Origin of the sequence: Paenibacillus sp. FSL R7-0297 (assembly GCF_038009025.1) — a bacterium.
Classification (GTDB): Bacteria; Bacillota; Bacilli; order Paenibacillales; family Paenibacillaceae; genus Paenibacillus_AQ.
The window spans coordinates 2716660-2729312 of sequence record NZ_JBBPAQ010000001.1 but is presented as its reverse complement, the minus strand read 5'-3'; the positions used below and the strand labels follow the sequence as shown (position 1 = coordinate 2729312).

At 50.7% G+C, this 12653-nt stretch carries 15 protein-coding genes and 1 other annotated feature; all 15 genes read right to left on the bottom strand.

The genetic code is table 11. The features are described from left to right. Positions 1 to 71: 71 nt before the first annotated feature. A complete protein-coding gene (locus MKZ24_RS12015) occupies positions 72 to 827 on the bottom strand; it encodes a hypothetical protein (protein ID WP_042238837.1) in 756 nt (251 codons plus the stop codon). Positions 828 to 842: 15 nt separating this feature from the next. Continuing rightward, on the bottom strand, positions 843 to 1589 hold the full coding sequence (locus MKZ24_RS12010; protein WP_340783233.1) for a hypothetical protein: 747 nt from the start codon (positions 1587 to 1589) through the stop codon (positions 843 to 845). 5 nt (positions 1590 to 1594) lie between these two features. Beyond that, on the bottom strand, positions 1595 to 2767 hold the full coding sequence (locus tag MKZ24_RS12005) for an SPFH domain-containing protein (protein ID WP_340783230.1): 1173 nt from the start codon (positions 2765 to 2767) through the stop codon (positions 1595 to 1597). A 232-nt stretch (positions 2768 to 2999) separates the two neighbouring features. After that, positions 3000 to 4310 carry a GTPase ObgE gene (obgE, locus tag MKZ24_RS12000; RefSeq protein ID WP_042139579.1) on the bottom strand — a complete coding sequence of 437 codons (1311 nt, stop codon included), beginning with the start codon at positions 4308 to 4310 and terminating at the stop codon, positions 3000 to 3002. Positions 4311 to 4325: 15 nt separating this feature from the next. Then, positions 4326 to 5066 carry a Spo0B domain-containing protein gene (locus tag MKZ24_RS11995; protein ID WP_340783227.1) on the bottom strand — a complete coding sequence of 247 codons (741 nt, stop codon included), beginning with the start codon at positions 5064 to 5066 and terminating at the stop codon, positions 4326 to 4328. A 216-nt stretch (positions 5067 to 5282) separates the two neighbouring features. Further along, the gene (gene rpmA, locus MKZ24_RS11990) at positions 5283 to 5594 is read right to left on the bottom strand and encodes a 50S ribosomal protein L27 (RefSeq protein WP_020429282.1); all 312 of its coding nucleotides are present in this window, start codon (positions 5592 to 5594) and stop codon (positions 5283 to 5285) included. 17 nt (positions 5595 to 5611) lie between these two features. Next, the gene (locus MKZ24_RS11985; RefSeq protein WP_042139581.1) at positions 5612 to 5947 is read right to left on the bottom strand and encodes a ribosomal-processing cysteine protease Prp; all 336 of its coding nucleotides are present in this window, start codon (positions 5945 to 5947) and stop codon (positions 5612 to 5614) included. A gap of 12 nt (positions 5948 to 5959) precedes the next feature. Beyond that, positions 5960 to 6271 carry a 50S ribosomal protein L21 gene (gene rplU / locus MKZ24_RS11980; RefSeq protein ID WP_036698983.1) on the bottom strand — a complete coding sequence of 104 codons (312 nt, stop codon included), beginning with the start codon at positions 6269 to 6271 and terminating at the stop codon, positions 5960 to 5962. A 14-nt stretch (positions 6272 to 6285) separates the two neighbouring features. Further along, positions 6286 to 6371 (bottom strand) — a sequence feature (ribosomal protein L21 leader region). 121 nt (positions 6372 to 6492) lie between these two features. After that, on the bottom strand, positions 6493 to 7734 hold the full coding sequence (locus tag MKZ24_RS11975) for an Rne/Rng family ribonuclease (protein ID WP_340783224.1): 1242 nt from the start codon (positions 7732 to 7734) through the stop codon (positions 6493 to 6495). Positions 7735 to 7765: 31 nt separating this feature from the next. After that, the gene (locus tag MKZ24_RS11970) at positions 7766 to 8608 is read right to left on the bottom strand and encodes a M50 family metallopeptidase (RefSeq protein ID WP_042238848.1); all 843 of its coding nucleotides are present in this window, start codon (positions 8606 to 8608) and stop codon (positions 7766 to 7768) included. Next, on the bottom strand, positions 8601 to 9455 hold the full coding sequence (locus MKZ24_RS11965) for a M23 family metallopeptidase (RefSeq protein WP_340783222.1): 855 nt from the start codon (positions 9453 to 9455) through the stop codon (positions 8601 to 8603). Before MKZ24_RS11965 ends, MKZ24_RS11970 begins: the two co-directional genes overlap by 8 nt. Before the next feature lie 204 nt (positions 9456 to 9659). After that, on the bottom strand, positions 9660 to 10454 hold the full coding sequence (gene minD / locus MKZ24_RS11960; protein ID WP_042139584.1) for a septum site-determining protein MinD: 795 nt from the start codon (positions 10452 to 10454) through the stop codon (positions 9660 to 9662). Between the two features lie 5 nt (positions 10455 to 10459). Then, positions 10460 to 11119 (bottom strand): septum site-determining protein MinC, encoded by a 660-nt coding sequence (minC, locus tag MKZ24_RS11955; RefSeq protein ID WP_039300519.1) that lies wholly within the window; start codon positions 11117 to 11119, stop codon positions 10460 to 10462. An 81-nt stretch (positions 11120 to 11200) separates the two neighbouring features. After that, entirely contained in the window at positions 11201 to 11731 is a 531-nt protein-coding gene (mreD, locus tag MKZ24_RS11950; RefSeq protein ID WP_081956655.1) for a rod shape-determining protein MreD, read from the bottom strand. Further along, a complete protein-coding gene (mreC, locus tag MKZ24_RS11945) occupies positions 11731 to 12609 on the bottom strand; it encodes a rod shape-determining protein MreC (protein ID WP_042238852.1) in 879 nt (292 codons plus the stop codon). Before mreC ends, mreD begins: the two co-directional genes overlap by 1 nt. Positions 12610 to 12653 lie beyond the last annotated feature (44 nt).

Genomic DNA, 12653 nt, shown 5'->3' with positions numbered 1-12653 from the left:
TCTGAAGGCAAGTGACCTTCAATTTTCAAAAAAGGCTATTCCGCCCGTTAATCAGGAGGAACAGCCTTATCTTAACTGTAAGAGACGGTCGTACCGCAGTAGTCACAGCTCTTGGACTGGAGAGGGGAGACGGTATTCTGCGCACCACAGCCAGGGCAGCGTATGGCCTTCGGCTGCTGCTGCGGTCTTGGCGGCTGATACACCGTTTGTCCGCCCGGGGAAGAAAAGGGCGATGAGTCCGCTTGATTAACCGGAGCATCAGGCTCAGTATCCGCGCCCTCACTGAAGAGCAGCCCGGAGTCCAGCACCCCATACTTCTTGAGGTAGATCAGATCCCTAGTCACATCCCCCTCACTTTGCCCGGTACGGTCAGCCAGATTTCCAATATAACGCACTCTGCCGGCAGTGATTAGCTGCACATATTGATTGGCGAGCTGGGAGAAACGGAATCTGGCTTTGGCCGCCCTTTTGGCAAAAGCTGACGCGGGCAGGAGCAGAACAACAGCAAAGAGGATTAACAGTATAATTAGCGTCATGACATCGATCCCGTCGTCACTATATATCGAATAAAGGATAAAGCCCATCATCTGCACAAATCCCCCTACAAAAACATGATACAGCAGGCTGTAGTTGACGGGTTTGCGGTAATTTTTGTAATGTGTTCCAAAGAAGCGGATCAAAGCCAGCACAAGCCCGAGCGGCATCACAAGGTAGCCCACTCCGATAGTTACATAGTCAAATGTTGTCCGCTCATATTTGGGCAGACCGTCAGACGGCTGGCCTTCCCGGCCCGGCAGCAGTCCCTCTAGCTCATTCACGATACCCATTCCGTAATTTTCCTCCTATTTAAGTGCCGCCAGCTCCCGGTTACGCCGCTGGAGCGTGCCGGCAATACTATCCGCCAATTCCTGTGTTTCCGCTTCCCAGCCGGCTGGCAGCTCCTTCAGTACAAGCAATAAGGCAACATGATCATGAAGCAGAGAAATCTGCTGGCTTATCATATCCTCGGTTGCGGCCAATTCCGGATTCGAAACCGGATCACTGTACTGGAACTTATCCTCCAGGGAACCCACCAGTTCAGTCAAACGAATGGATTCCGGATGCTTCCAGCTCCCCGCAAGCGCTCTAATCTCACGCAGCTCCTGCCGGTAACTCCGCAGATTCCTTGAGGCATCGGCATCCCTCTGTTCCTGCGACGCTGCATTCCGGCCATATAACCTTATCGCTTCAAGAACAGACACAGCAGTAACTAACATGATTAGCTGCACTCCCGCATACCAGAGCGGGCTCAGTTCCAGAATCCAGTCAAGCAGCACAGCTAACGCAATTACCACAGATACATATAGGGCAATAATCCAAGCCCCGCTCAGGAGTAGCGGTGAAGTCCTGCTGACATCAGGAGCGGAACGCAGCCAAAATACGCAATAGCCATATACGGCAGTCTCAGCAATGCATACGGCAAGCAGGGTCACTATGAAACGCACCAGCGACTCAGAGAATCCAAGCATGAAGAAGGAGAAAACAGTGACCGCCAGAACAGCAACATAAATGACAGTGATAAGCCCTGTGTAAGACCTCTGTTTATTCATCCGGCTCACCCATTAGCCGCCCTTGTTCCGCATTCCGCGCAGAATTTCTGGCCGGGCTGCAGTTCATGCCCGCAACCCGTGCATTTGATGATCAGACTCTCCCCGCAATGCGGACAGAATTTGGCGCCGGGAATTACCGGCTTCCCGCAGCTGTGGCAAGTACTGCTAGCTGCTGCCGGCACCGGCTGCAGGCTCTGACCACAGCCGATACAGAACCGCGCATCTGCCGGGTTAAGCGTTCCACAGCCTGCACAGGATTTGGAACTTGCTCCCGGTGCTGCCGCCGTACCGCCGTCCAGTGACATGCCGCGTGTCATCCTGTTCATCATATCAGTCGCAGGTCCGGCAAGGCCAAAGCCCATACCGAGCCCCAGGCCGGTGTTCATCATCCCGGCGCCTAAATTACCCGGATTTCCTGCGGCTTCCTCCATGGTATTGAAGCTGCGTTCCTGCTGATAAGTGAAGCCGATGATGTCCATCTCTGCTTTTTTGGCTAAAGCCTCTTTCAAGCGGAGTATGGCCGGATCATTATCAGGTATGTTAATGGAATCAATAAAGAAGTTATTCAGCTCGATCCCGCTATCCAGGAAGGACGACGCCAGACGGCCTTGGATATGCTTCGAAATTTCTACGACATAGGCATTGATCTCCAGAATGCTGATTTTTTTGTGCACCAGATAAGAAGAGATCAGTTCATTAATATTGGACATCAGCAGCCCGCGGAAATAACTCACCATAGTGTCCTGATCAAATAGCGGCAGCGTCCCTACCAGCTTCAGCAGGAATTTGCGGGGATCCTCAATCTTGACTCCGAATTGGCCGAAGGCGCGGACAGAGATCATGATTTGGTATTTGGGATCCTGTAGCTGCAGCGGCGAACTTGTCCCCCACTTGACGTTCATAGAGTTCATCTTGTTCACGAACCATACTTCCGCTGTAAACGGTGATTTGCCGCCGAACGGCAGATTCACTACATTCGACAGAATCGGGATGTTCGCCGTGCTGAGCGTGTGACGTCCTGCTGCGAAGGAATCGAGTGCCTCACCGCCTTTGAACAGAATCGCCTCCTGGGATTCATTCACAATCAGCTGTGTCCATGTCCCCAGCTCCTGATTAGGATATTTCCAGGCGAAGACGCCTGCAGGCCCGTCATATTTGACTACTTCAATAATTGCCATCTGCCTATTCCCTCTTTCATGACAGGTATGTATTTATATTATCGGTTGGTTCAGCTGGAAATTAGTGCACACATATGATTGTAGTAAATTTAGCCAAATATTTAAAGCAGACTTTATACAAAGCCGTTCTTTTATGCCCTGTCTATTAAAAAAGCCGGCTGTGTCCCCTCACGGGAAACACAGCCGGCATATTCGAAGCTGCTTGACAACGCTCAGCAGCAAGCGCAGATATTTAATAGTAGCTGCTGTTCTCAACAAACTCGAATTCAAAATCAGCAATGCGCACAATGGTGCCTTCTACAGCACCGCGCTTGCGCAGTTCGGCATCCACACCCATGTGACGCAAGGTACGGGCCAGCTTGAGGATAGCATCATGTGTACTGAGCTGCATCCGCTTCAGCATCCGCTCAATACGCGGACTGGTGACCACAAATGCTTCATTGTCGCGGGTAATGGTGAAGGAATTATCTTCTTCCGCTTCCAGCTTATACACCTTGCGCTCAGTAGTTTCAGCCACTTCTTCAACGACCGGTGCGACAGGAATACTATCCAGTACGTCCGTTGCCCGGTAGAGCAGTTCCTGCACTCCCTGACGGGTAAGCGAGGAGATCGGCATGATTTCAAGATCCGGACGAAGCTCCGCCACACGCTCACGGAAGGCCGCAAGATTCTCTTCGGAATCAGGCATGTCCATCTTGTTCGCCGCAACAATCTGCGGACGGTCAATCAGGGCAGCGTTGTATTGCCTCAGCTCGTCATTAATCATCACCCAATCCTCGAAGGGATCACGGCCTTCAGAACCGGACATATCCACGACATGAATGATGATACGTGTACGTTCAACGTGGCGCAGGAACTCATGTCCAAGCCCCACACCTTCACTCGCACCTTCAATCAGGCCCGGCAGATCCGCCATAACAAAGCTGCGGCCATCCCCAACGTCAACTACACCAAGGTTTGGTGTAATTGTTGTGAAGTGATAGGCACCAATCTTCGGCTGGGCAGCAGATACTACCGACAGCAATGTAGATTTACCCACACTCGGGAATCCTACCAGACCTACGTCTGCCATTACCTTCAGTTCCATTACGATATAACGCTCCTGGCCTTCTTCGCCGTTCTCGGCTAGCTCTGGCGCAGTATTGTTTGCCGTCGCAAACCGGGTATTCCCCCGGCCGCCACGACCGCCGCGTGCCACAACGACCTGTTGTCCATGACGGGTCATATCGGCAATGATCTCCTGGGTATCATCATCGATCAGCACAGTTCCCGGAGGAATGCGCACGATCATGTGATCGGCGTTAGCCCCGTGCTGGCTCTTATTGCGTCCCTTAATTCCCTTATCGGCCTTGAAATGTCGCTGATAACGGAAATCCATCAGTGTACGCAAGCCTTCATCTACCCGGAAAATCACATCTCCGCCGCGGCCGCCATCTCCGCCGGCAGGACCGCCCTCCGGCACATACTTCTCACGGCGAAACGCCACGAGACCATCTCCGCCGTCGCCGCCCTTAACATAAATCTTAGCTTTATCTACGAACATTAATGTTCACCTTCCTTACATCTCCAGCGGTAAACGCAGTTCTACAGAGCTTGTGCTCGGCTGAAACTGCTCCGCCTTCATGATTTTTCCTTGTACTATATTATAAATTTGCCCCTGCAGCAGTTCAGGATTGCCATGATCTCCTTCACCTTCGAAAGAGATAAGAATGTCTCTTCCCTCCTGTGAAAATCCGAGCCGAAGCTTCCGCGCTTCTCCTTGCGGAACAAGTCCGCTGTACTGATACGCCCTTATGATCTGCATAATCACAGATGTCAGCTCATCACCTGTTTCGGGAGTCAGCTTGTCCTCCAGCTGCAGCCCTTCCTCCACTTCGATCTCCAGCTCCAGGCTGCTTCTGTAGGTACGGAAGGATTGCAGGTAGAATACCAGTGAAGGAACCCCCAGCTTGGCGATACGGCTGTCCAGCGCGATACGCTCCTTTATTCTTTCCACACATAACACGGATTTATCAGGCTTGCCCAGCTGGATATATCCGTAAAGTACTTGCAGATCGTTCATCCAATCATGACGATGGTGATTCAGTGTCCGGTTTGCCGCCTGCTGCAGAGTCTTCTCCTGTATACGCAGTTCCTCTTCATAATGACGCCGGTTGTAAAGAAAGCTGAATGCAAGCACTGCCGCTACCCATACACCGAGCAGCAGGCATGTGAAAAGGGAGGGTTGCCAATACACGAGACCTAAAGGAAGCACTGCGGATAACATGACAGCCCAGACGATACTTTTCCAGGATTTCATTCTTTCTCCCCGTCCCTCGGTTCGCAAAATTGATTCCAATGTCGCTATTGCTCATCTTGCTCGATATTTTCCATTTTACAGTATAACACAGGCTTTCTCTGCAATCACCAGCATTCCTGCCGGGCGTTTGACTTGAATTCTATAGGTGCGAATATTTTCAAAAAAAGCCCCCGGCACTCATGCCGGAGGCTTCTCATCTAAATAGGTTCCGAAAGCTTACGCTTCCAGTGCCGCTGCTACCGGAGCGACATCAACCGGGTACACGCTCACTTTTTTGCGATCGCGGCCCCAACGTTCGAACTTCACTACGCCGTCCACAAGTGCGAACAGTGTATCATCCTTACCGATGCCCACGTTAGTGCCCGGGTGGATTTTTGTTCCGCGTTGACGAACCAAGATGTTGCCGCCGGTTACTGCTTGACCGTCAGCACGTTTCACGCCAAGACGTTTAGAGTGGGAATCACGTCCGTTCTTTGTGGAACCTACACCTTTTTTCGATGCGAATAATTGAAGATCCAATTTCAACATGTTGTCAACCTCCTTCTTCAAATAATGACTTCCTGTATCTGAACAAATTTTCTGTAAGATTTAGCGATATCTTTGAGCATCAGCACCATGGATTCCAGCAGAAGCTGCACCTTGGCGGAGACTTCAGGATCATTCACGGGAACCAGGGTTCCACTCAGAAATCCATCCTTCATCGAAGTATCCAGGACTACACCGGTCAGGCTTTCAATCGCATTCACTGTTCCAACCGTAACGGTCGAAACGCCCGCGCAGACGATGTCTTTACCATTCCTTGCGTATTCCGCATGCCCTTTGACGGCAAAACCGACAATGACACCTTGAGCAGAAGCCCGTGTAATCCGCACGTTAATCATTAACGCACCTTCTTACGCCTGAATCTTCTCGATAGTTACTTTGGTGTACGGTTGACGATGGCCTTGTTTCTTGTGGTAGTTCTTCTTAGGTTTGTATTTGTAAACTACAACCTTATGACCTTTACCATGTTTCTCGACTTTGGCTGTTACAGACGCGCCGCTTACCAGCGGAGTTCCTGCAGTCAAACCACCTTCGTTAGAAACAGCCAAGACACGGTCAAACGTTACGCTTGCGCCGTCTTCAGCTTCCAGCTTCTCAATGAACAACACGTCGCCCTCTTGGACTTTGTATTGTTTACCGCCAGTTTCGATAATTGCATACATTGTACTTGCACCTCCTCATGTCTCAGACTCGCCTAGTCTAGGTGGCAACCCCCGGAGGAATTACACTTGATATACCCGATCGGAGCGGTTACAGCATGTGCAGGAATATAATAACCAAACACATACTTGAAGATATTATCATACTTATTAGTCCAAGTCAAGTAGAAAGCGGCTTTATCATCCTTTTAACAGACGGTACCCTCTTAGCGTGAAAAACTGGCCTACTCCAGCCATGTCCCTACTTTGCCAGTCCCGCCGCAGCATTGACAGATCACCGGAGCAAATCCGGCCGAATCATGCCTTGCCTTCTTGCGGGTCATTTCCAGCAGGCCCAGATGGGTCCAGCCGAGAATATGCGTCTTGGTGCGGTCACGGCTGATGATGCTCTCCAGCTTCGCGATGACCTGCTTCCGGTGTTCCTCCCGCTCCATGTCAATGAAATCAACGATAATAATGCCGCCCGTATCCCGCAGACGGACAAGCCGCCCGATCTCTTCCGCCGCCAGCAGATTGGTCCGTGTTACCGTATCCTCGAGGTTTGTCCCGCCGGTGTACTGAGCCGTATTCACATCAATAACGGTGAGCGCCTCTGTCTCATCCCAAATGAGCGTAGCCCCGCCTTCAAGGATGATTTTGCGGCTGAAGCTCTTATGGAGCTGATCCCCTACACCATATGCCGAGAAGATGGACTCTTGTCCACGGTAGAATCCTACAGGCTTGTACCCTTCGGGAGCCATATCTGTAAGGAATGCTTCCGCCTCTTTAACCGCCTTGCCCGAATCAATCATCAGCTCATCACGCTGCGGGTTGAAGGCATCCCGGATAAACCGCTGAACGATGCTCAGATCACAATGCAGCAACGCCGGCGCTTCCAGTTCCTTGGCCCGCCGGGTAATTACTTCCCACTGGGCCCGCAAAAAGGCCAGATCCCCTTCAACAGCCTCCACAGGCTCGTCCTCGGAGACTGTACGCATAATGATTCCTTCTTCACCCTGACGCAACCGTTCGCCGATTCCTTTAAGCCGGCTGCGCTCGGATTCGCGGCTGATTTTTTTGGAAACCCCGACATACTCGGCAAAAGGCATATACACCATCCAGCGTCCGGGCAAGGTATAATGAGTAGTCACCCGCGCTCCCTTGCCGCCACGCGGCTCTTTTCTCACCTGGACAACGATCTCCTGGCCGGGCTGCAGCAGCGTCTCAATAGAGGGCTTCACCTCCGGCTGCTTCTCCAGATGGGGATGCAGTACATCGTCTACATATAGAAAGGCATTCTTTTTCTGTCCGATATCTACAAAAGCCGCCTGCATACCCGGCAGCACATTCATAACCCGACCTTTATAATAACTCCCGACCAGACCTTGCTGCTGATCGCGTTCAGCCGCATATTCCACCAGCCTCCCGTTCTCCAGAAGTGCCATACGAGTAATATGTTGTGTGCAGTGAACGATCATTTGTTTCATGGCTTCACCTCTGGTTTGAATCATTCTAGCTTTATATTCCGAAATAAGAAGAAATCAGACGCTGCTCAGGGAGAACAGCCACTATATCCCTGTCATCGTTCATTACATAGATAAAATGATAATGGTTACGTTTAAATAGACGCAATATATCATCCAAAGGTTTCGCAGAGAACGCAACTATTGGCCGGGCAGCGCCCTCTGAATGCAGATACCGCTCATAGATCTGTTCCCTGTTCATCAAAAAAGCAACAAACCGGTAAGGCAGGTTGCGCTGGTCCGTTATATTGGAATAGAGCAGAAAGGCACCAATCATCAGCAGGTTAAGACGGAGTCCGCCGCCGGTTCCCAGCGGAAGCAGGGCGAACACCACAACAAGCAGACTGGCTGCAATACTGACTCTGCCGATCCACAGCAGGGTGTAATAATACGGAAGCAGCAGGCTTAGAGCGGCCTGCAGGATTTTGCCTCCGTCGAGCGGAAGCACCGGCAGCAGATTGAACAGCGCGATCATGGCATTGGCCCCGATGAAATAATCCAGATAAGCGCTGCTGCCATACTCCGCTTGCTTGAGGGCCAGCGCCATCAGGATCATAATTCCGTTCTGAAGCGGTCCGGCCAGGGCAATCCCCATTTCACGTCCGGCTGTCAGCCGCCCATGATCCTCAATGACCGCAACTCCCCCGAACGGCAGCAGTTGCACGGACTTGACGGTAACCCCGGTCAATAGTGCCGCACATACATGTCCGAGTTCATGGATAAATACAATCGAAAACAGAGTAATAATTTCAAGGAACTGTCCGGTAAGCACGGAGAGAAAAAGAATCAGCACGAAGAGCGGATGCAGTGACAGTTCAACACCGAAGATCCTAATCAAACGATACCACTTCAGCAGGATCAATATAAGACTTGTCTTTCATAATCGCAAAAAAAAGCATCGGAATCTGTGCATCCTCTGTCCCCTGAATCCAGCCCACCGTATCTCCGCTCTGTACCCAGTCATCCACCGCGAGCCGCGTCCCGCTCAAATGACCGTATTCCGCCGTTATATTTCCGGTATGGCGGACGGTGATCCGGATGCCTCCCTGGGCTTCTTTGGACACGGACAATACCCGGCCCGTATCTACACTATCCACCGTGACACTTGAGCCTGAATCATCTGCCGGTATTATTTCTACCCCCTTAAGGGATTCGGCAAAGGGACGCGCAATGCTTCCCTCCAAGGGGGCGCTCAGTTCATGAACGGCTGTCACTTTCTCTGCCGGCACCTCTTTATCTCCGAAGATCGGAATGAACGAAGGGGCTCCATTGAAATGCTCCTCATACCATACCTGCACTGCGGCGAAATCCATATCATTACTAAGGGCGCCAGTAATGAAATACTGCGACTTCACTGCCCATGGCTCACTCACTGCGAAGATTCCCCACACCGCTCCAAAGACAAGCAGGCTGGCTACGGTCCGCCGCATGAAGCCTGCGCCAAAGCGCGGCCCATCCCCGCCTTCGTCCTCCCAGCTGCTGCGCTGCTTCTTCCACATTACCTCAGGGTCAGGTTCCGTTGAAGCAGTGAATTCATTTCGGGAACTAGCCCCCCATTCCCTGAATGGAATATTGTTGTCAGGCAGCGTGAAAAGCGCTGGCGCTGATCCAGCTTCGGTCTGATCCTCTAATAAGCTCTGTATACGTTTCTTACGGCGATTTTTGATATCTCTCTCGTATTCCATATTGATCCCTCCGGGCGGGCTTGTTTTACTTCCATTTTATGAGTAGCGGAAGGTGCTTTAGAACAAGCCCTGTGGGGAGATAGCTATCAAGCAGAAGTGGTGTACCGGCCTTATTTCGTATATTCGCACAAAAAAACCCGCCAAGCATTTCTCAGCAGGCGGGTCAAAACGAAAGATCGCTATAAATAAGTGCCTGGCCACGGTTCAGCCCATTCCAAAAAATTTCTTGAACTTCTTAAAAGCACCCGGTTTCTGGTCCAGCTGCATGAGCGGCACCGCATCGCCAAGAATACGCCGGGCAATATTGCGGTAAGCAATTGCTGCTGAAGAATTCGGATTCATCACGGTAGGTTCACCGCTGTTCGCCGCCTTGATGACCAGCTCATCATCAGGTACAATCCCGATCAGATCAATATTGAGCACCTGCAGAATATCCTCGATATCCAGCATATCGCCGGATCTCACCATTCCCGGACGGATACGGTTGACCACCAGCTTCGGTGATTCCACATGTGACTGCTCCAGCAGACCGATGATCCGGTCCGCATCCCGCACCGCAGCATGCTCCGGAGTAGTGACCACAATAGCTTTGTCGGCCCCTGCAATGGCATTGCGGAAGCCGTGTTCAATCCCGGCCGGACAATCGATCAGAATATATTCGTATTCCTTCTTGAGTTCAAGAATAATATCCTTGACCTGCTCCGGTGTGACTGAGGTTTTGTCTTTGGTCTGGGCTGCAGGCAGCATATACAGCTCTTCAAAACGCTTGTCTTTGACCAGCGCCTGATTTAGACGGCAGCGGCCTTCCGCCACATCCACAAGATCGTAAATGATCCGGTTCTCCAGCCCCATGACTACATCCAAATTCCGCAGTCCAATGTCAGTATCTACTAGACATACTTTTTTGCCCTGCAATGCAAGTGCGGTCCCAATGTTGGCTGTTGTGGTTGTTTTGCCAACTCCGCCTTTGCCCGAGGTTACGACAATCGCTTCTCCCATGGAGGCTACACCCCTTTAAACACATTTAAATCCTGACGTAATTTGACTATATTATGAATTTTGTCGATTTGCATAGCACCACCTGATAAATAGGCAAATTCCATGCTGCTCTCCCGCGTTCCCCATTCATCCGGCGGCCTGCTGATAATATCAGCAATCCGGAGCTGGGTAGGAGCCAGCAGCGAAGCCGCAATAATCGCTTCCTGATTGCCGTTGATTCCGGCGTGTGCCATCCCTTTAAGCGCTCCAAGAATATAGATATCCCCCGAGCAGGTAATGGTTCCTCCCGGATTCACATCGCCGAGAAACAGCAGATTGCCCTCATGATGCAGCACCTGGCCGGAACGGAGCATTCCGCTCATCATAAATAATGCTTCCGTATCCTTCTCTTCAGGGTCCTCCAAGGCTTCAACGGAACGGATTAATAAGTTTCCCTGGCTTTTGAGAATCTCCAGAACTGCCTCTTTATCTTCTTCGGTAACAGGACGGTTGCCCAGCTTGATGTCCACATGCACAATCGGTCCGGTCAGGATATTTTGATGGCTGTGCTCCAGCTTATAGCGAAGCTCGCTTAAGAGATCTTCAAAGGGACACTTGTCGTCTAGCAGGAATACCAGGCCATCCTTGATGCCCTTAATCCTTACATGCTTGGATTTAACTGTCATATGCCTGTCCCCCCATCCTCATTCATTCGTGCCGGGCCGGGCAAATTCCTTCTTTATAGGATAAGAAAATGCAGCAGCGGCTTAAGCAGCTTCTTCTTTGCGGGTCTCTTTCTTCAGCAGCTCCAGCTGGCGCCGGAGCGGGATGTAGAGAAGCAAGCCGATAGCAAAATGAAACAGCATAGTAGGCAGCATATGGTGCAGAAGCGCCCAGTTATAGGGTTCTTTACTCAGATTAAAGACGCTGTAGATGGCAAAAAGCATGCTGTCCTCCAGCAGACTGCCCAGCAGTACCACCGTCATCATCAGCGGCAGCGGTGCACGCGGAATCTGGAATATCAGACCAATCAGATATGCGGATAATCCCATTGCAAAAGAATGTGCCCCAAGAATGCGGCCATAGAACACCACATCATGCAGCATTCCGAAGGATAAACCAAGAATAAGTGCCGTATGCCGGTGATGGTATACCGTCACAAACAGGATTACGATGAACACGAGATCAGGGATAATCCGCATCTCCCAGGCATTCGGAATCAGCCAGGGGAGAATAGTGTCTTCAAGGATAAATAAGAGTAACAGCAATAAAACAAGCACGGATCTGCGCATATTCACTATTCTCCACGCTCCTCCGTAAAGACAACGAAGAGTTCCTTCCAGTCCTGGAATCCTGCCGCCGGCTTGATGATCGCTGTAGAAGTCAACCCAAACTCCCCGGTCTTCACTTCTTCAACCGTACCGATAGTCATTCCACGCGGATACAGTCCTCCAATGCCGGACGAGATGATGAGATCTTCCTTGGCAATCGGATTACCCGCGGGAATTTTATTCATCATGAGCATTCCGGTCTGCTGGTCGTAACTCTCTATCATCCCAAAGGTCTCACCTTCCTTATTGAAAGCAGTAGCCGAAATCGGCGGCTGGGAGTTGGGATCATTGATATCCATCATCGTCATCAGCTTAACGGTAGAGGTGAAATTACTCACATTACTAATTACCCCGACGAGCCCTTCGACAGAAGTTACAGACATGTTCAGCTTAATTCCATCCTTCGCTCCGAGATCAATAACAAGCGTGTTGTTACCCGGCTCTGTCGTCAGACTGACTACATTAGCGATATGATATTCATAGTTATATAGATTCGTTTGTGCCTTAGTAAATTCAAGATCTTTTTTATAGCCTTCATTCTCGGACTTGATAAAATTATACTGCGCCTTATCCCGGGCGTATTGCGCTGCCAGGATTTTGAGCTGCTTATTCTCTTCAGCCAAATCATGCAGGTTCCCGATATCTTGGAACAAGCCCGCTACGTATCCAGCGGGCTTGTAGAACAAATTCTGCACGAAACCGGTCGTATCTCTGAGGAAGTTCTCCGGCCAGGACAAGTTTTTCCTTTGTCCCAGGCTGAAGCCCATCACCACGATAAACATAACCAGTGTAATCAGCAATATAAATAAACGTTTATTATTAAACAGCTTAAACAGTTTCAACACCCTCTAACAACCGAATTTCTCCCACATCAGGGGTTGACGTTCAC

What these genes read in the sequence shown, in the direction of transcription:
- MKZ24_RS12015 (WP_042238837.1), bottom strand. Translation starts at nt 827, where the DNA reads ATGGGTATCGTGAATGAGCTAGAGGGACTGCTGCCGGGCCGGGAAGGC.
- MKZ24_RS12010 (WP_340783233.1), bottom strand. Translation starts at nt 1,589, where the DNA reads ATGAATAAACAGAGGTCTTACACAGGGCTTATCACTGTCATTTATGTT.
- MKZ24_RS12005 (WP_340783230.1), bottom strand. Translation starts at nt 2,767, where the DNA reads ATGGCAATTATTGAAGTAGTCAAATATGACGGGCCTGCAGGCGTCTTC.
- obgE (WP_042139579.1), bottom strand. Translation starts at nt 4,310, where the DNA reads ATGTTCGTAGATAAAGCTAAGATTTATGTTAAGGGCGGCGACGGCGGA.
- MKZ24_RS11995 (WP_340783227.1), bottom strand. Translation starts at nt 5,066, where the DNA reads ATGAAATCCTGGAAAAGTATCGTCTGGGCTGTCATGTTATCCGCAGTG.
- rpmA (WP_020429282.1), bottom strand. Translation starts at nt 5,594, where the DNA reads ATGTTGAAATTGGATCTTCAATTATTCGCATCGAAAAAAGGTGTAGGT.
- MKZ24_RS11985 (WP_042139581.1), bottom strand. Translation starts at nt 5,947, where the DNA reads ATGATTAACGTGCGGATTACACGGGCTTCTGCTCAAGGTGTCATTGTC.
- rplU (WP_036698983.1), bottom strand. Translation starts at nt 6,271, where the DNA reads ATGTATGCAATTATCGAAACTGGCGGTAAACAATACAAAGTCCAAGAG.
- MKZ24_RS11975 (WP_340783224.1), bottom strand. Translation starts at nt 7,734, where the DNA reads ATGAAACAAATGATCGTTCACTGCACACAACATATTACTCGTATGGCA.
- MKZ24_RS11965 (WP_340783222.1), bottom strand. Translation starts at nt 9,455, where the DNA reads ATGGAATACGAGAGAGATATCAAAAATCGCCGTAAGAAACGTATACAG.
- minD (WP_042139584.1), bottom strand. Translation starts at nt 10,454, where the DNA reads ATGGGAGAAGCGATTGTCGTAACCTCGGGCAAAGGCGGAGTTGGCAAA.
- minC (WP_039300519.1), bottom strand. Translation starts at nt 11,119, where the DNA reads ATGACAGTTAAATCCAAGCATGTAAGGATTAAGGGCATCAAGGATGGC.